Genomic DNA, 18,081 nt, shown 5'->3' on the forward strand with positions numbered 1-18,081 from the left:
GCCGCTGGACTCCGCTGTGTGGTCCGGGTCACGCGGCTCGCCTGGGTACCCTGGCCGCTATGGCGCGCTCAGAGATCAGCCGGCACGTGGGCCGGCCACGAGACCCGGCGCTCGACGAGTCGATCCTGCGAGCCACGCTGCAGGTCTTGCATGAGCACGGGTACGTCGGCTTCAGCCTGGAGGCCGTCGCCGCCCGGGCTGGCACCACCAAGCCGTCCATCGCCCGGCGCTGGCGTCGTCGGCAAGAATTGATCATCGCCGCGCTGGCCACCGTCATCGAGCGACAACCGGTGCCCGACACCGGATGTACCCGATGTGACCTGATGGATGGCCTGGAACTCCTGGCCGACGCGTTGTTGCGACGGATGCCAGCGGGGGTGCTCGCCCCGCTGATCGCCGACTGCGTGCCGGATCCGGATCTCCATCAGCACCTCACCGACCAGTTGGTGCGTCCGGCGCGTGAGGCCCTCACCTGCACGGTCCGGCAAGCTATGGAGCGGGGACACCTGCGGCCGGGCACCGACCCCGCACTCGTCGTCGACGTACTCGCCGCGGTCGTCTTCCACAGCAGTCTCTTCGCCGACACCGAGTTCGATGTCCAGCGCGCCGCCGAGGTGGTCGACCTCACCCTGCGCGGGATCGCTGTCGACTTCCAGCACTTGGTGTTGCTCAGCGAACTACACGATGGCGAACACCGCCACGACGCCCTTCCCCGGTGATCATTGGCTTTTGACTACCGAATTCGGTAGTCAAAAGCCAATGATCACCGGGGGAGGGTGAGGATCTCCGCGCCCGACTCCGTCACCAGGATGGTGTGCTCGAACTGCGCTGATCGGCGCAGATCCCTGGTGACGACCGTCCAACCGTCGTCCCACATAGTCCACTCGTGAGTGCCGAGGTTGAGCATGGGCTCGATGGTGAACACCATGCCCGCCTCGATCAGCCGGGTGGAGCCGGGATCGTCGTAGTGGGGGATCACCAAACCCGAGTGGAACGCTTCGCCGACGCCGTGCCCGGTGAACTCGCGCACCACGCCATAGTCGAAACGTTTGGCGTAGGACTCGATCACCCGGCCGATGACATTGATGGCACGCCCCGGCTTGACCGCCTTGATGCCGCGCATCAGCGCCTCGCGGGTGCGCTCCACGAGGAGCCGGGTTTCCTCATCGACGTCGCCAGCCAGGAACGTGGCGTTGTTGTCGCCGTGAACACCGCCGATGTAGGCGGTGATGTCGATGTTGACGATGTCGCCGTCGGCAACCACCGTGGAGTCGGGGATGCCGTGGCAGACGACCTCGTTGACACTCGTGCACAGCGACTTCGGAAAGCCGCGGTACCCGAGGGTGGACGGGTACGCGCCGTGGTCACAGAGGAACTCGTGGCCGATGCGGTCGAGCTCGTCGGTAGTGATACCGGGTACGACGTGTTTGCCTACCTCCGCCAGCGCCCGAGCCGCCAGCTCAGCCGCCGTCCGGATCCGGTCGATCGTGGCGGTGTCCTTGACCTCCGAGCCGGTGAACGGCGCGGGCGCCGAGCGACCGACGTATTCGGGTCGTTGGATGGACGACGGGACGGAGCGCTGCGGCGAGATGGTGCCAGGTACCACGGGAGTCACCCAAACAGTCTAGTGTCCCCCTTTGGGGGAGTCGTCCCGCCCGGTTGCCGGTATCCGGTGTGTAGGGCTGCGCGGAGGTAGCCGCGTCGATAACCTGGGGTGACGGCGTGGAAAGGAGTCGGCATGAGCCAGGAGTGGTATTGGTGCCTGGATCACGCGGAGGTCGAGCCCGAGGCCGGGTGTGCCAACAACCGGCGGCTCGGGCCCTATGCGACGCAGGACGAGGCGGCCGGCGCCGTTCAGCGCGCACGTGAACGCACCGAACGGCTCGAAAGCGTCGACCGCGAAGAACGCGAATGGGGTTGGGGCGACACCGACCGTTGACGCACTGCGGGTGACTGCTCCGGACGTGTACCGGACGCCCTAGTGGTACGTATGCTCCTCGGCGGGAAACCGGCCGGCCACGACGTCGTCGCCGAACGCCTTGGTGGCGTCCACCAAGGCGGTACGGAGGTCGCCGAACGCCTTGACGAAGCGCGGGGTGCTGCCGTCGCCGAATCCAGCCATGTCCTGCCACACCAGCACCTGGGCGTCGCAGTGAGGTCCGGCGCCGATGCCGACCACCGGGATCGACAGCCGTTTGGTGATCTCGGCGGCGACGTCGGCCGCCACCATCTCCAGCACGATCGCGAACGCACCGGCGGCTTCGAGGGCTTCGGCGTCGGCGATCAGCTCGTCGGCTTGGTCACCACGTCCCTGGACGCGGTACCCGCCGATGGTGTTCACCCGCTGGGGAGTGAATCCCGTGTGTGCCATCACCGGGATGCCGGCGTCCACGATGCGTCGGACCGCGTCGATGGCGGTGCGCCCGCCCTCCAGCTTGACCGCTTGGACACCAGTCTCCTTCAGCACCCTGATGGAGGTGGTCATCGCCTGCTCGGGGGTGACCTCGTAGGAGCCGAACGGGAGATCGCATACGACGAGAGCACGGCTGGTGGACCGGACGACCGCCCGGGCCAGCGGGATCATCTCATCGAGAGTGACCGGCACGGTGTCCGGATAGGCGTAGACGTTATTCCCCGCCGAGTCTCCCACCAGCAGGACCGGGATGCCGGCAGCGTCGAAGATACCCGCGGTGTACATGTCGTACGAGGTGAGCATGGGCCAGCGTTCGCCGCGTTCTTTCGCTGCCCGTAGGTCGAGGACGGTGAGCCGGCGTTGCCGCTCCCCGCCATACAACGCCGAAGACGTGTCGGCCATGACGAGTACTCCTCACGGTTGCCTCGAGGCCCGGTGATCGGGTCCCCCTGACGTACCGCATTCTCCCATCAGGCCAGGCGCTAGCGCTCACCGAAATGGGCAACTTGGTGGAGCCGCAGGTCAACTGGACACGCCGAGACCGAAGCGGGGAAGGTCATCGAGACTGTCCCCGATCCGCATTAACCTTACGAAAAGTGGCCGTTGTCCCTAACAGCCGGACGCACCGCGGTGCCGCACGCGCCGCGGAGTGGTTGTGTGGCGCGGCGGTCGTACTGGTGCTCGGTTCGGGTACGAGCCGAGCAGACTGTACAAAGGAAGAATCTCACGACGTCAGCAGGAGTGGTTGTTCATGCCCCAGATGTGGGTACGTAATGCGGTGGCCGAAGGGATCGGTGCGTTCGCACTGACCTTCGTCGCTGTCATGACCATCGTCACCGGCGATATCACGCCGTACGCGGTGGGACAGGGCATGGTGATCCTGGTGCTCGTGGCCGCGCTCGGGCACGTGTCGGGCGGGCACTTCAACCCGGCGGTCACACTCGCGTTTCTGCTGGGCCGTCGGATCGACGTGGTAGGTGCGTCCATCTACTGGGCTGCCCAACTGATCGGCGGCATCGTCGCGGCGTTGACCGTGCTGCTGGTCACCAGTCGTGACCTCGTCGCCGCCGGAGTGCCGGTGCCCGCCACCGAGGGCGACCTGAATCTTGCCGGTGCCATGATCCTCGAGGCGATCGCGGTCTTCATCGTCGTGCTGGTTGTTCTCGGCACCATCGTCGACCAGCGTGCGCCGCTGTCGGTATACCCGTTCGCCATCGGGTTGGCCTACACCGCCGGCATCTTCGCCATCGGCGGGTTCAGCGGTGGGGCGCTCAACCCCGCCCGTGCGTTCGGCCCGGCGGTAGTCGGCGGAGAATGGGACGGCTTCGCGGCGTGGCTGATCGGCCCGCTGGTGGGCGGTGTCCTGGCCTGGCTGGTGTTCGAGTACGTCATCGGCCGCCCGACGCTCGACGACGAGGTTCCAGCCGAGCCCGTTGTCGACGCACCAACGGACGCCCACGTCGGCGCCAGCCCCACAACGGCGGCGGTGCGCAGCGCAGACACCGCCAACCGGCCGGCCGGTTCGGGCGAGGCCGGCGCCGATCCCGCGTCACCAACACCGCAGAAAACCACCGCGGGCGCCGGCGCCGGACGGCCGCTGCCAACCGAGCGCCCGGATCCGGATCGCTCGGGGTCCCCTGAGCGTGCGGCCTCAGGTGAGGCGCCCGGCCTGGACCAGACCACACGTGAGCGCCGCCCTGGTCCGCGGCCACAGCAGCCACCACCCCCGCCGCCGGTCAGCCGCGACCTTCCGGCGTCCCACAAGGGTTTGCTCGACGAATAGAGACGTCGAACACGAGAGCACCACGTTCAGCTCGGCGGCGGGGGCGGCGGCGAGGTGTGTCCACCGTTGGTGCGACGTTCGGCAGGCTCCGCCGGTTCGCCCGGCTCGGCTTCGGCTGGCTGTGATGGAGACTTCGCCGCGGTGGCCGCATCAGCTCCGGTGGCCGCATCGGCCGCCGCGGGCGAGTCGGCTTCTGCAGGCGGCTCGGCGTCCGCGGGCGACTCAGGTTCTGCGGGCGACTCGGCTTCCGCGGGAGCCGGTGGTGTGACCACTTCGGTGGCTGGCGTGGGGATCGATGCGGCTGACGGACTGACGGGGTGCCCCCTCCATGCCGTCGTGATCGGCACCCGTCGGTCGCGGCCGAAGTTGCGCTCGGTGACTTTCGGACCTGGTGGATACTGGCGCCGTTTGTACTCCGCGGCGTCGACCATCCGGAGCACCCGCGTCACGACGTCGGGCGCGAAACCGGCCTCGATCAGCCGCTCACTGCCGAGATCCTGCTCCACGTAGTGGTCGAGCAGGTCGTCCAGCAACGAGTAGTCGGGCAACGAGTCGGAGTCGAGTTGGCCGGGCCGCAACTCAGCACTCGGGGGTTTGTCGATGGAGCTCTCCGGAATCGGCGGCTTCTCGCCGTGTTCGGCCGCGACGGTGTTGCGCCACCGGGCTAGCTCCCAGACGAGGGTCTTCGGAACGTCTTTCAGCGGCGCGAACCCGCCGACCGCGTCGCCGTAGATGGTGGAGTAGCCGACGGCCAACTCACTCTTGTTGCCGGTGGCGAGGACGAGGTGGCCGTGCTGGTTGGACATTCCCATGAGGATGACGCCGCGGATGCGCGCTTGCAGGTTCTCTTCGGCCAACCCGGTGAGCTCCACGTGGTCCGTGAACGCGTGGACCATGGGCGCGATAGGCACGGTATGCAGGTGTAGGCCGGTTCGCTCGGCCAGTTCTCTCGCGTCGGCCTTGGAGTGTTCGGAGGAGTAGACGCTGGGCATGGCGACGCCGTGGACGTGGTCAGCGCCGATCGCGTCTACGGCGACGGCCGCGGTGACCGCCGAGTCGATGCCGCCCGACAGGCCCAGCACCACCGAATCGAAACGGTTCTTGCGCACGTAGTCGCGCAGGCCGGTGACAACGGCGGCGTACACCTCGGCGGGGTCGGACAGATGTGGTGCGAGGGCCCCGGGCTCGGGTGTGTAGTGCGGCAGTGGCGCGTCGGTGAGTGTCGTTCGACGAACCTTGAACCCGGCTACTCGCTCGTCGGAGGTGCCCCACGGTGGCGGTGCGGGCCGGGTGGGCGTCGGGAGGTCCAGGTCGACGACGAGGCACCCTTCCTCGAACTGCGGCGCTCGGGCGAGTAGGTGGCCGTTGGCGTCGACCACCAGGGAGTCGCCGTCGAAGACGAGTTCGTCTTGCCCGCCGATCATGTTCACGTAGGCCAGGGCCGCGTTGGAGTCGAGCGCGCGACGGCGGGCCAACTCGAGCCGGGTGTCGTCTTTGTTGCGTTCGTACGGTGAGCCGTTGATGACCAGCAGCATGCCGGCGTCGGCCTCCCGCGCGACGGCGACGGGGCCGCCGTCTTGCCACAGGTCTTCGCAGATGGCCAGGGCGACGTCGACACCGTGGAGCCGGACGATTCCGAGATGATCGCCGGGGACGAAGTACCGGAACTCGTCGAACACGCCGTAGTTGGGCAGGTGGTGTTTGGCCTGCCGGGCGAGCACCCGCCCCCCGTAGAGCACGGCGATGCTGTTCTGCGGTGAGCCCTTGGGCCGGCCAAGCTGCACGCTGTCAGCCGTGGTGTCGTCGCGACCGAGGTAGCCGACGACGACGGCCACGGACCCTAGTCCCTCGGCGTCGAGGCGGGTGGCGAGCTGTTCGACCGCGGCGCGGGAGGCGTCGACGAACGAACGGCGCAGCGCGAGGTCTTCTACTGGATACCCGGTGAGGACCATTTCCGGGAAGGCGACGAGGTGGGCGTGCTGCGACGCGGCGTGCGCCGTCATCCGGACGACGAGGTCGGCGTTGGCTTCGAGAGCACCGACGGTCGGGTTCACTTGGGCGAGAGCGAGTCTGATCTGCGGCACATCCTCGAGCCTATCCGCCGGCCGGCCGAGCTGTGGAACCCTGCGAGGTAACCGACCGCTGCGGAGCCACACATTCGCTGGCGCCGCCGACACGCGGTGGGGGGTTACCTGGTGGACACGTGTGTGAGGCACACTGTGCAGCGTGGAGAAGCAGCAGGAATTCGTCCTCCGGACGCTTGAGGAACGCGACATCAGGTTCGTCCGGCTGTGGTTCACCGACGTGCTGGGTTACCTGAAGTCGGTGGCCGTGGCGCCCGCGGAGCTGGAGAACGCCTTCAACGAGGGCATCGGCTTCGACGGCTCGGCCATCGAAGGTTTCGCCCGCGTCTACGAGGCCGACATGCTGGCGAAGCCCGACCCGGCCACGTTCCAGGTTCTGCCGTGGCGGGCCGGCACCGCCCGGATGTTCTGCGACATCCTCATGCCCGACGGCTCGCCCTCCTACGCCGATCCCCGGCACGTGCTCAAGCGGGCACTGGGTGCGGCCGCCGACCGTGGACTGACCTTCTATACCCACCCCGAAGTGGAGTTCTTCGTCTTCAAGGACGCTCCGAAGCAGGGCGAGATCCCGGTTCCGGTCGACGCCAGCGGGTTCTTCGACCACACCGCACACGGGGTGGCCCAGGACTTCCGCCGGGACGCCATCACCATGCTCGAGGAGATGAGCATCTCCGTCGAGTTCAGCCATCACGAGATCGCCCCCGGGCAGCAGGAGATCGATCTTCGTTACGCCGATGCCCTGGCCACCTCGGACAATTTGATGACGTTCCGGGCCGTGGTGAAGGAGGTGGCCCTCTCACAGGGGCTGTACGCGTCGTTTATGCCGAAGCCGTTCACCGATCACCCCGGGTCCGGAATGCACACACACGTGTCGCTGTTCGAGGGCGACCGAAACGTGTTCTTCGAGGCAGGGGCGCAGTATCAGCTGTCCAAAACCGGCCGGTCCTTCATCGCCGGGTTGTTGCGGCACGCCCCGGAGATCACGGCCGTGACCAACCAGTGGGTGAACTCGTACAAGCGGCTGCAAGGTGGCGGTGAGGCGCCCGCGTACGTCTGCTGGGGACACAACAACCGCTCCGCGCTGGTACGTGTGCCGATGTACAAGCCCGGTAAGGGGCAGTCGGTGCGGGTGGAGTTCCGGTCGTTGGATTCGGCCTGTAACCCCTATCTGGCCTACGCCATGCTGTTGGCGGCTGGGCTGAAGGGGATCGAAGAAGGCTACGAACTGCCGCCGGAGGCGGAGGACGACGTCTGGGCGCTCACCGACCGCGAGCGTCGGGCATTGGGGATCGACCCGCTGCCCACGTCGCTGGACGAGGCCATCCGGGCTATGGAGACCTCCGAGCTGGTGGCTGAGACGTTGGGGGAGCACGTCTTCGAGTTCTTCCTACGCAACAAACGTCAGGAGTGGGACATCTATCGTCGGCAGGTCACGCCGTACGAGCGCGACATCATGCTGCCGGTCCTGTAACTGCCGCCGCATCTGAGGGCTCCCTCGGAGCGAGGAACACGCTCCGAGGGGTGACCCGGCGCGGGCGCTCGGCGCAGGCGCGCCGCGCGTCGACGCGTACGTTCCTCGGCCGTCCTGAGCCGGCGTGCTGTTCCGGTGCGATGGCCAGTGGACGCTCTGTCAAACGAAGGATGACTTTCCGGCGACGAATAGTAAAGAGTTGCCGAAGTGTCAGAAAAGTGATGCGTCGAACTCTATGAAGCGGGTGCGGCGGCGCTTTAACGTGGCCGCACGCTCCGTGATCTCGTAACTGGCCACGGCCTCGGCGCCGACCACGGAGCGTGCTTGCCCCGTCACCGAGCACCCGATCAGGAGCGACGTGAGAACACTGCCGTACCTGGGATGTCCGTGCCGCCATGTCCGCCGTGCTGGCCGAGCCCAGTCGATTGGCGACCATGGCGCTGCGTGAGACGCAGCGCCCGCCCTCCGCTCCCCCTGGAGTGAGCCGTCCGGGCGGCCCCGGAACAGACGACGCCGGGCCCGACCGAACTGCCGTCGCCCGCGGCCGGCGCCGGACGCGTGGCCGCGAGGCGCTGATCTTCCTTGCTTTCACCATCCCTAACCTGGCGCTGATCGGGTTGTTCACCTACCGGCCACTGTTCAACAACGTGTACTACTCGCTGTTGCAGTGGAATCTGGGATCACCGACGGCGCGATTCGTCGGGCTAGACAACTACGTGAACTGGTTCACTGACCCGCACAGCTGGAACTATCTGCGGATCACCGTGATCTTCACGGTCGCCACGGTGGGCGGGACGATCGCCGTCGGCTTGCTGGTGGCGACGGTGCTCAATCAGAGGCTGCACGGCCGGGGATTCGCCCGGGCGGTGGTGTTCGCGCCGTACGTGTTGTCCGGCGTTGCGGTCGGGCTGGTCTGGATGTTCATGTTCGATCCCCAGTTCGGGGTGATCGCACCGGTGATCCGGGCGGTCGGAATCGACCCGCCGAACTGGTACAACCAACCCGGGTGGGCACTGGCGATGGTCATCATCGTCTACGTCTGGAAACACCTCGGTTACGCGGCCGTGGTCTATCTCGCCGGGTTGCAGATTATCCCCCGCGAATTGCACGAGGCAGCCGCGCTGGACGGCGCCGGACCGTGGCGCACGTTCCGGTCGATCACCCTGCCGCTGTTGTCGCCCATGACGTTCTTCCTCCTCGTGACCGTCACGTTGAGCTCGATGTCGGCGCAATCGTTCGAGCTGATCCATTCGATGACCCGCGGTGGGCCGGTCGACGGCACCACCACCTTGATGTACCAGATCTACCGCGAAGGGTTCGTCGCCGGACGGGCCGGCTATTCGGCCACGGTGGCCACCATCCTGTTCGTCATCTTGCTGGGCGTCACCCTCCTGCAGATGCGGTTCCTGGAACGGAAGGTGCATTACTCGTGAGCGGCCAGCGATCGACCACGTCCGTCGTCCCCGATCAACCGACCCAAGGGCGGCGCTCGAGTGCACAGCCGCGGCGGCGCGCGGATGGGAAACACGTGCAGCGGTTGCTGAGCGGATATCTGCCGCTGCTGCTGGCCGTCGTCGTCATGATGGCGCCACTGATCTGGATGCTCATCTCGTCGGTCAAGACCCGCCCGGAGATCTTCACCGTTCCGCTCCAGTGGCTGCCCGAGCGGCCGTACGGCGGCAACTACACCGAGGTGATCGAACGTTATCCGTTCGGCCGGTTCTTCCTGAACAGTGTGATCGTCACGGCGGTTGGTGCGGGCGTGAAGGTGCTGCTGGCCATGTTCACCGCCTACGCGCTGGTGTTCATCAGGTTTCCGGCGAAGAAGCTGATCTTCATCTTGATCATCGTCGCCCTGATGGTGCCGCCGCAGGTGGTCATCGTGCCGAACTACACACTCATCGCGGACCTCGGGTGGCAGAACACCTATCTCGGGATCATCGTGCCGGGCCTCGGCACCGCCTTCGGCACGTTCCTGCTGCGTCAGCAGTTCCTGACGCTGCCCCGGGCCATCGTGGACGCGGCGACCCTCGATGGTGCCGGGCACTGGCGCAAGCTGTGGCATGTGGTCGTCCCGATCTCGGCGCCGACGATCGCCACCGTCGCTTTGGTGACGATCGTGTCCGAATGGAATGAGTACCTCTGGCCGCTGATCATCGTCGATCGGCCGGACATGATGACGCTCCCGGTGGCGCTGACGCTGATGCAGAACGCGGACGGCACCAACAACTGGGGTGTCCTGATGGCCGGCACCGCCATGGTGGTGCTGCCGGTCCTCGTCGTCTTCACCCTCCTACAACGACACATCGTCGCCGGTCTCACCCAAGGGGCCACAACCGGTTGACCGCCCCGTCGAGCAACTCCCGGAAGGACTCCACAATGCCCGACCGCAACCTTCACCTCCCCGCCCAGGGGTCGCGCGGCCTGGTCACCCCGGCGCGTGGCCTACTGACCCCGATGTCCGGTGTCACCTCGCCCGGGCGGCGCCGCCTGGCCCTACCGGCCGGCACACTCGACCGGCGGCGCTTTCTCGGCCTCGGGGCAGCCGGCGCCGCGGCTTTGGCCCTGACCGCTTGCGGCGGGCCGTCAACTGGCGGCGACGACGACGCCGACGACGCGGACGCCGCCAGCACCGACGACTACCGCGATCTGACTCCGGCCAGCGAGATCAAGTTCTGGAGTGTGCACCCGGGCAACTCCCGGGAAGCGGACGAGGAACTGATCCGCCGCTTCCAGGAGGCGAACCCGGACATCTCCGTCACATTGGTGACGGCGGGATCCAACTATGAAGAGGTGGCGCAGCGCTTCCAGACCGCGTTGCAGGGCGACGACCGCCCGGATGTGCTGATGTTGTCCGACGTCTGGTGGTTCAAGTACTACCTGAACGGCACCATCACACCACTCGACGCGCTGCTGGAGGCTGAAGAGGTCGACGTCGACGACTACCACGACACGCTGATTGGTGACTATCAGTACGACGGCCGGCAGTGGGGTATGCCGTACGCCCGGTCCACCCCGCTGTTCTACTACAACAAGGAGCACTGGGCCGAGGCCGGCCTGCCCGACCGCGGGCCGGAGACGTGGGACGAACTGGACGAGTGGGCCGAGGCGTTGGAGGCCAACCTCAGCGGGAATCAGAAGGTGTTCCACCACGTCAAGGGAGCGTCGTACGTGGCGTGGATCTTCCAGTCGATCATCTGGGCGTTCGGTGGCCGGTACAGCGAGGACGATTTCACCATCACCCTCGACTCCGACGAAGCGATCGCGGCCGGGGAGTACGTCCGTCGCCAGGTCAACGAGTTGGGATACGCAGGGGTCACTCCCGATGACAACATCATCGACCTGTCCTCGGGTGGGATCTCGTGCACCATCGGCTCCACCGGTAGCCTGTCGGGTCTGCTCGAGGGTTCGTCGTTCGAGGTGGGGGCGGCGTTTCTGCCGGAGAAGGAGCAGTTCGGCTGCCCGACGGGTGGGGCCGGGCTGTCCATCCCGTCCGGCATCGACCCCGAGCGGCAGCTGGCGGCCATGCGGTTCATCAAGTTCGCCACCGAGCCGGAGAACACGGCGTACTACTCCGAGAGCGTCGGCTACATGCCGGTTCGCAAGTCGGCGGTGGATCTCATGGCGGAGGTCTTCGAACGCGAGCCGCAACGGCGGGTGGCGCTGGAGCAGCTGGAGCACACGTCGCCGCAGGACGCGGCCCGGGTGTACATCCCGGATGGCGACCAGATCCTGGGTCGGGGCCTGGAACGCATCATGCTGCAGAACGAGCCGGCGGATCAGGCGTTCGATGTCGTCGCGAACGAGCTGCGAGCCTCGTACGAGGAGAACGTGGCGCCCGTCATCGGCTGACGACCCGCCTCACCGCCCCTCCCGCTCCCATGATCATGAACACTTTGCCGTGCCATGGCACGGCAAAGTGTTCATGATCATGAGAGCGGGCTAGCGTGGGGTCGTGCGAGGAGCGTGGCGGCGGCATGCCCCGATACTCGGCGCCGTCGCGGCCGGCGGCGTCGTCGGTGCGGAGGCGCGCTACCTGATCAGCCTGCTGGGTGACGGACGGCCGGCGTTCCCCTGGCCAACTCTCGTCGAGAACATCACCGGCTGTTTCCTGATCGGCGTTCTCATGGCTGTGCTGCTGGAGCTGACCGACCCGCACCGCCTCCTGCGCCCATTCCTAGGTGTCGGTGTCCTCGGCGGGTACACGACGTTCTCCGCGTACGCCGTCGACGTCCGCGTGCTGCTGCTGGATGAGCGGGTGGTGCCCGCGTTGCTGTACGTCGTCATCACACCCGTGGCGGCTCTGGTGGCGGTGTGGCTCGCGATGCGGGTCACGCGTGCGACGCTCGGCCGGCTGCGACGCGGCGAGTCATGGTGAAATGGACGGAGAGGAGACCGTCATGGAACTCAAAGGTCGCGCGCGGCGGCTGTCGATCATGATCGGGGAGAGCGACACGTGGCACGGCAAGCCGCTGTACAGTGAGATCGTATTGCGGGCGCACTCGGCCGGGTTGGCTGGTGCGAGCGTATTTCGCGGCATCGAAGGTTACGGCGCGTCGAACCATATCCACACCACCCGGATTTTCAGCTTGTCCGAAGACCTACCGGTGCAGGTGGTGATCGTGGATACCGCCGCCAAGGTCGAGCCGTTCGCCGCCCGGATCGAGTCGCTGATTCCGCAGGGGCTGATCACCCTGAGCGACGTCGACGTTGTTCGTTACGCCGGACGTGTCACCAGCGACGATGGCGATAACAACGCCGGTCTCGACGGTAGCGGCGGCAACGACGCCCCGGGAACCGACGGCCGATGACGGCGTTGATGGTGGCCCTCGGCGCTGCCGTGGGGGCACCGCTGCGGTACCTGACCGACCGGTTCATCCAGTCCCGGTTCAGCCCGGTTTTCCCGTGGGGGACGTTGGTGGTCAACGTCGTCGGCTCGTTCCTGGCCGGTGTCGCGATCGCGCTCTGGACCGATGGTCGGCTGAACGACGAGGCGGCGGCGTTGGCCGCGGTTGGATTCTGCGGCGCACTCACCACATACAGCACGTTCAGCTACGAGACACTGCGGCTGTTCGAGGGCGGTGCTCGCTGGTACTCGCTGGGCAACGTCGTCATCAGCGTGACCGCGGGTGTCGGGGCGGCCGCGCTGGGCTGGGCGGTGGTGGTGGCGTGAACTCCTCTAACGACGAAGGGCCCCGTCGACGCGGCGCGGAATACCCAGCGGATTGCCGTCGCGCAGCGCTTCGGGCAGCAGGTCTTGCGGGAACGACTGGTAGGTGACCGGCCGCATCCAGCGGCGGACCGCACTGGCCCCGACGGACGAGTGCAGCGGGTTGGTGGACGACGGCCATGGACCGCCGTGCTGCATGCTCCAGGCCACCGCCACACCCGTGGGCCAACCGTTCCAGATCAACCGGCCGGAGCGGGGGCGCAGCACGTCCAACACCGGAGCGATGGACTGGATGTCGGACTGCTCACCGTGGACGGTGGCCGTCAGGCTGCCTTCCACCGACTGCAACGCATTGATCAGCTCATGGGTGGTGGTGTATTCGACGATGAGTGAACTCGGCCCGAAGCACTCCTCGGCCAGCCGATCGGCGGCTTCGGTGAAGCTTTCGGCCGAGGTGGAGAACAGGGCGGGCACCCCCCACGCACCCGGCTCGGTGTGGAGGCGTGGAGTGACCAGGTTGCGCACCGCGGGGTGCGCGGAGATCTCGGCACTGATCTGGGCGTAGTTCTCCGCGATTCGTGCGTTGAGCATGGGGCTGGCCGGCACCGCGCTGACCGCGTCCGCCAGCGCTTGGTCGAGACCATGACCGACGGGCAGGAACAGCAGACCGGGTTTGGTGCAGAACTGACCGGTGCCGAGGGTGACCGAGGTGACGTACTCGGCGGCGATGTCGGCTCCGCGGGTGCGAGTAGCCGCCTTGGTGACGACGGTGGGGTTGATGCTGCCTAGTTCGCCGTAGAACGGGATCGGATCGACGCGCCCGGTGGCGAGGTCGAACAGCGCTCGCCCGCCGGTGGTGGACCCGGTGAATCCGGCCGCCCGGATGCGGTGGTCGACGATGGCGTCCCGGCCGGCGTTCTGCCCGAACACCACGGTGAATACGCCGGCGGGTAGGTTCTGTTCGGCTACCACCGAGCTGATGATCTCGCCGGTGCGGCGGGACAGCTCCGGGTGCCCTTCATGGGCTTTGATGATGACCGGGCAACCGGCGGCCAGCGCCGAGGCGGTGTCTCCGCCGGCGATGCTGAACGCGAACGGGAAGTTGCTCGCCGCGAACACGAGTACTGGACCTAGCGGTTCGAGCTGACGGCGGAGGTCCGGCCGCGGTGTGGGTTTGCCGTTCGGGGCCGGTGTGTCGATGGTGGCTTCGAGGAAGGAGCCCTCCTCGATCACGTCGGCGAAATGACGCAGCTGGAACGTCGTGCGGGCGACCTCGGTGGTCAATCGGTCCTTGCCGAGGCCGGTCTCGGAGTCGGCGAGGGGGATGAGCTCGTCGGCGCGGTTGTCGAGTTTGTCGGCGATGGCGCGTAGCAATGCGATACGCCCGGTCAGCGGCTCGGACGCGAATCGCCGGGCCGCCGATTTGGCCAAGGAAAGCGTCGAGTTGAGTTCCGCCGGTGGTGTCTCCGATACCCCCATACCCGCGGGTTCTCCCGTGCGTGGGTTCATACTTTCGACCAGAGTCATTCAGTACTCCCTGTCCCGATGTGCACCGCTGCCGCACCACCCCGGGTATCCGGATGTGCCAGCCGCGTTGGACCCCTCCACCGATGCTGTCCGAGCCGTATCCGTGCCGCCGATGGCCGTGTCTTGGCGACAGCCGCCGACGGCCACCTGCGTACGCCCAGGATCGACCGCCACGGCGGTGCCGGCGGCACAACCGCGGCCTGTGGCGTCCCGGACGCCGGGTCGAGCCCGTTTCCGGGCTCGACGTAGGTATAGAACAGGCACTATTGATCTCATTGGTACTTCTTGGTCAACTTGCGAGGTTTGATCTTAGTGGGTGTTTGCGGTATGGACTATGGTGCGTTCGGCTGAGTGTCTCATCCGGTTCATCCTTTCACGTACCGTCCGTCATAGCCGCCGTCACGGTCGCGACCACCCGGGAACGGAGGCCGGGATGGCGGCGACGACGCGGTAGGTTCGGAGCGTGTACGCACGACCCCCACGTTCCCGCAGCCGCGGTGCCGAGCTGGCCCGGGCCGGATTCACCGATACCGAGGCGGCTATGCGCGAGCTAGCGTCCCCGCCGCTCGACGCGCTGGCCGAAGACCAGACGTTGCTGGCGATGTTCGCCGAGGTGGCCGATCCCGATCTCGCGCTCCGTGGGCTCGGGCGAGTACTCGACGCGGCCCGGTCCGACGCGGCCGGCGCGCGTGCCGCGACCACGCTGCTGGAGGCTCTGGGCGAGCGTGCCGTCGACACCCGACGGCTGCTCGCCGTGCTCGGCTTCAGCGCGTCGCTGGCAGATCATCTCGTGCTGCACCCCGAGCACCTCGCCGACCTCGTGCCCGGTGGCCACGAAGGCGACGACGGGCGACCGGCCAGTGCCGGGGCCGAACCAGGCCCACGCAGCGTTCGATCCGAGATGCTGACTGCCGTTGGTGCCGATCCCGGCGCCCTCGAACCAGTGGCCGACGGCCACCACCAGGACCTACTCCGGGCGCTGCGGATCGCGTATCGCCGGCACCTGCTGTCGTTGGCGGCGGTCGACCTCACCGGCGGTGTGGAGATGCCGGCCGTCGGCGCCGAGCTGTCCGACCTGGCCGCGGCGACACTGGAGGCGGCGCTGGCGATCGCTCGGGCGGATCTTCCCGAGGGGGCCGCGCCATGCCGGCTGGCCGTCGTCGGCATGGGCAAGTGTGGCGGCCGAGAGCTGAACTACGTCTCCGACGTCGACGTCGTGTTCGTCGCCGAACCACCCGACGGCGTGGCCGACGACGACGCGTTGCGGACCGCGACCCTGTTGGCCAGCGGGATGATGAAGGCATGTTCGGAACGGACCGTCGACGGCACCATCTGGCCGGTCGACGCCGCGTTGCGGCCGGAAGGTAAGGCGGGCCCGCTGGTGCGGACGCTCGCCAGTTATACCCGCTACTACGAGTCCTGGGCCAAGACATGGGAGTTCCAGGCGTTGCTCAAGGCCCGGCCGGTAGCCGGTGACGGAGCCCTCGGCGGCGAGTTCGTCAACGCGGTCGCACCGATGGTGTGGAACGTGTCGTGCCGGGACGGGTTCGTCGGTGATGTCCAAGGGATGCGCCGACGCGTCGAACACAACGTGCGTCCCGCGGACGCCGCCAGAGAACTGAAATTGGGTCCCGGCGGCCTGCGCGACATCGAGTTCGCCGTCCAGCTGCTGCAACTCGTGCATGGACGGGCCGACGAATCACTTCGGTCGGGTTCCACCCTGGCCGCGCTGTCCGCCTTGACCAGTGGTGGATACGTCGGCCGCGACGACGGCGCGTTGCTGGAGCAGGCGTACGTGTTCCTCCGCACCCTCGAACACCGTATCCAGCTGCGCGGGCTGCGTCGAACCCATCTCGTGCCGCAATCCGACGCCGACCTGCGGGTGTTGGCCCGCTCACTTGGCCTGCGCGCCGCCGACGAGCTGACAGCGCGATGGCAGCGGGAGAACCGTGAGGTGCGCCGTCTGCATGAGAAGCTGTTCTACCGGCCGCTGCTGTCGGCGGTGGCCAGCCTCCCGGGCGATGGGGTGCGGCTGAGTGCGGAGGCGGCGCTGGCCCGCCTGGAGGCCCTCGGTTATGCCGACCCGGCCGGTGCGATGCGGCACATCGAGGCGCTCACCAAGGGAGTGTCCCGCCGAGCGGCGATCCAGCGCACCTTGTTGCCGGTGTTGTTGGGCTGGTTCGCCGACGCGCCGCTGCCGGACACCGGCCTGGCCGGTTTCCGTAAGGTCAGCGACGCGCTGGGGACCACACCGTGGTACCTGCGACTACTCCGCGACGACAACGCGGCCGCGGAGCGGATGGCGAAGGTTCTGGCGTCGGGTGAGTACGCCACCCAGCTGTTGCTGCGCGCTCCGGAGGCGGTGACCATGTTCAGTGGCGACGCCGAACTTGCGCCACGTGGACGGGAACAGCTCGAGGCCGAGGTGACTACCGGCGTTGAGCGACACGACGACCCCATGGCCGCGATTGGTGTGGTCCGTGCGATGCGCAGGCGGGAGCTCTTCCGGACCGCCGTGGCCGACGTGGTGGGGTTGTTGCCGGTGCATCAGGTCGGCCAGTCGCTGACCGCGATCGCGGAGGCGACGTTGGCCGGAGCCCTGGCGGCCGCCGTCCGCACGGTCGAGGCCGAACGTCGGGGCCCACTGCCGACCAGGTTGGCGGTCATCGCGATGGGCCGGTTGGGTGGACGCGAGATGGGGTATGGGTCGGATGCGGACGTGATGTTCGTGCACACACCACATGTGGGCGCCGACGACGAGGCCGCCGCGTCGGCCGCGCTGGCGGTCGCCAACGAGATGCGCCGGCTGTTGGCCGTGCCGTCGCCGGAGCCCGCCTTCACCGTCGACGCCGACCTGAGGCCCGAAGGGCGGCAGGGACCGCTCGTGCGTACCTTGGCGTCGTACTCGGCGTACTACGACCGATGGGGTGAGGTGTGGGAACGGCAGGCGCTGCTCCGCGCTACCGGCTGTTGCGGCGATCCGGAGCTGTTGCGCCGGTTCGAAGCGCTGATCGACCCGTTGCGCTGGCCGACGGGCGGGCTCACCGACGTGCAGGTGCGGGAGATCCGCCGGATCAAAGCCCGCGTAGAGGCCGAGCGGCTGCCTCGTGGCGCTGATCCGTCGACCCATCTCAAACTCGGCCCGGGCGGCCTCGCCGACGTCGAGTGGTGTGCGCAGCTGTTGCAGCTCCAGCATGCCGGGCGGTTCGAGGCGTTGCGGACGACGGCGACGCTCGACGTGTTCGACGTAGCCGTGGAGGTCGGATTGATGCGCGACGCCGACCGTCGAGCGTTGCGAGAAGCGTGGTGCCGGGCCGCCGCGATCCGTAACGCGACCGTGCTGGTCAGCGGGCGAGCGTCGGACGTCATTCCGGCCGATCTGCCCACCTTGGCGGCGGTGTCGCAGGTGATGGGCTATGGGCCGGAGGAGAGCGCCGCGTTCTTGGACGAGTACCGCCGGGTTTCGCGGCGGGCGCGCACGGTCGTCGAGCGCGTCTTCTACGACGACCCCCGCTGAGCGCCCTCTCCCTGTCCAACCTCCCGCCCCTCGCCCCTCCCCGTGATCATTGGCTTTGACTACCGGAGCCGGTAGTCAAAAGCCAATGATCACGGGGAGGGGCGAGGGGCGGGAGG

General features: G+C 67.5%; 15 protein-coding genes. 11 read left to right on the forward strand and 4 right to left on the reverse strand.

Going from position 1 to position 18,081, the window contains the following annotated elements:
- Window positions 1-59: 59 nt before the first annotated feature.
- The gene (locus G8760_RS26765; RefSeq protein ID WP_166355906.1) at window positions 60-719 is read left to right on the forward strand and encodes a TetR/AcrR family transcriptional regulator; all 660 of its coding nucleotides are present in this window, start codon (window positions 60-62) and stop codon (window positions 717-719) included.
- A 44-nt stretch (window positions 720-763) separates the two neighbouring features.
- Here the strand turns inward: G8760_RS26765 and map are convergent, their stop codons facing one another.
- Complete coding sequence (gene map, locus G8760_RS26770; RefSeq protein WP_166355907.1) at window positions 764-1,615, reverse strand: type I methionyl aminopeptidase; 852 nt, start codon at window positions 1,613-1,615, stop codon at window positions 764-766.
- Window positions 1,616-1,738: 123 nt separating this feature from the next.
- Between map and G8760_RS26775 the strand changes: the two genes are divergently transcribed.
- Window positions 1,739-1,939, forward strand: coding sequence for a hypothetical protein (locus tag G8760_RS26775; protein ID WP_166355908.1), 201 nt, complete (start codon window positions 1,739-1,741; stop codon window positions 1,937-1,939).
- Between the two features lie 39 nt (window positions 1,940-1,978).
- On the opposite strand, the gene panB is transcribed toward G8760_RS26775, so the two are convergent.
- Entirely contained in the window at window positions 1,979-2,815 is an 837-nt protein-coding gene (gene panB / locus G8760_RS26780) for a 3-methyl-2-oxobutanoate hydroxymethyltransferase (protein ID WP_166355909.1), read from the reverse strand.
- Between the two features lie 349 nt (window positions 2,816-3,164).
- Between panB and G8760_RS26785 the strand changes: the two genes are divergently transcribed.
- Window positions 3,165-4,196 (forward strand): aquaporin, encoded by a 1,032-nt coding sequence (locus tag G8760_RS26785; protein ID WP_166355910.1) that lies wholly within the window; start codon window positions 3,165-3,167, stop codon window positions 4,194-4,196.
- Window positions 4,197-4,222: 26 nt separating this feature from the next.
- On the opposite strand, the gene G8760_RS26790 is transcribed toward G8760_RS26785, so the two are convergent.
- Entirely contained in the window at window positions 4,223-6,280 is a 2,058-nt protein-coding gene (locus tag G8760_RS26790) for an NAD+ synthase (protein ID WP_166355911.1), read from the reverse strand.
- Between the two features lie 142 nt (window positions 6,281-6,422).
- Between G8760_RS26790 and G8760_RS26795 the strand changes: the two genes are divergently transcribed.
- The 7 genes from G8760_RS26795 (at window position 6,423) to crcB (G8760_RS26825) (ending at window position 12,924) form a co-directional block, all read left to right on the forward strand.
- Window positions 6,423-7,751, forward strand: coding sequence for a glutamine synthetase family protein (locus G8760_RS26795; RefSeq protein ID WP_166355912.1), 1,329 nt, complete (start codon window positions 6,423-6,425; stop codon window positions 7,749-7,751).
- Window positions 7,752-8,146: 395 nt separating this feature from the next.
- Window positions 8,147-9,184 (forward strand): carbohydrate ABC transporter permease, encoded by a 1,038-nt coding sequence (locus tag G8760_RS26800; RefSeq protein WP_207782771.1) that lies wholly within the window; start codon window positions 8,147-8,149, stop codon window positions 9,182-9,184.
- On the forward strand, window positions 9,181-10,095 hold the full coding sequence (locus G8760_RS26805) for a carbohydrate ABC transporter permease (RefSeq protein WP_207782772.1): 915 nt from the start codon (window positions 9,181-9,183) through the stop codon (window positions 10,093-10,095). Before G8760_RS26800 ends, G8760_RS26805 begins: the two co-directional genes overlap by 4 nt.
- Window positions 10,096-10,130: 35 nt before the next feature.
- The gene (locus G8760_RS26810) at window positions 10,131-11,603 is read left to right on the forward strand and encodes an ABC transporter substrate-binding protein (protein ID WP_207782773.1); all 1,473 of its coding nucleotides are present in this window, start codon (window positions 10,131-10,133) and stop codon (window positions 11,601-11,603) included.
- Window positions 11,604-11,706: 103 nt separating this feature from the next.
- On the forward strand, window positions 11,707-12,129 hold the full coding sequence (gene crcB, locus G8760_RS26815; protein WP_166355913.1) for a fluoride efflux transporter CrcB: 423 nt from the start codon (window positions 11,707-11,709) through the stop codon (window positions 12,127-12,129).
- A gap of 22 nt (window positions 12,130-12,151) precedes the next feature.
- Window positions 12,152-12,562 carry a DUF190 domain-containing protein gene (locus tag G8760_RS26820; protein WP_166355914.1) on the forward strand — a complete coding sequence of 137 codons (411 nt, stop codon included), beginning with the start codon at window positions 12,152-12,154 and terminating at the stop codon, window positions 12,560-12,562.
- Window positions 12,559-12,924 (forward strand): fluoride efflux transporter CrcB, encoded by a 366-nt coding sequence (gene crcB / locus G8760_RS26825; RefSeq protein WP_166355915.1) that lies wholly within the window; start codon window positions 12,559-12,561, stop codon window positions 12,922-12,924. Before G8760_RS26820 ends, crcB (G8760_RS26825) begins: the two co-directional genes overlap by 4 nt.
- Window positions 12,925-12,930: 6 nt before the next feature.
- Here the strand turns inward: crcB (G8760_RS26825) and G8760_RS26830 are convergent, their stop codons facing one another.
- The gene (locus G8760_RS26830) at window positions 12,931-14,448 is read right to left on the reverse strand and encodes an aldehyde dehydrogenase (NADP(+)) (RefSeq protein WP_166355916.1); all 1,518 of its coding nucleotides are present in this window, start codon (window positions 14,446-14,448) and stop codon (window positions 12,931-12,933) included.
- 463 nt (window positions 14,449-14,911) lie between these two features.
- Here G8760_RS26830 and G8760_RS26835 point away from each other — a divergent pair, with 463 nt between their 5' ends.
- Window positions 14,912-17,965: a bifunctional [glutamine synthetase] adenylyltransferase/[glutamine synthetase]-adenylyl-L-tyrosine phosphorylase gene (locus tag G8760_RS26835; RefSeq protein WP_166355917.1), complete on the forward strand. Its 3,054-nt coding sequence runs from the start codon at window positions 14,912-14,914 to the stop codon at window positions 17,963-17,965.
- Window positions 17,966-18,081 lie beyond the last annotated feature (116 nt).

The organism is Phytoactinopolyspora limicola (assembly GCF_011320225.1).
Classification (GTDB): Bacteria; Actinomycetota; Actinomycetes; order Jiangellales; family Jiangellaceae; genus Phytoactinopolyspora; species Phytoactinopolyspora limicola.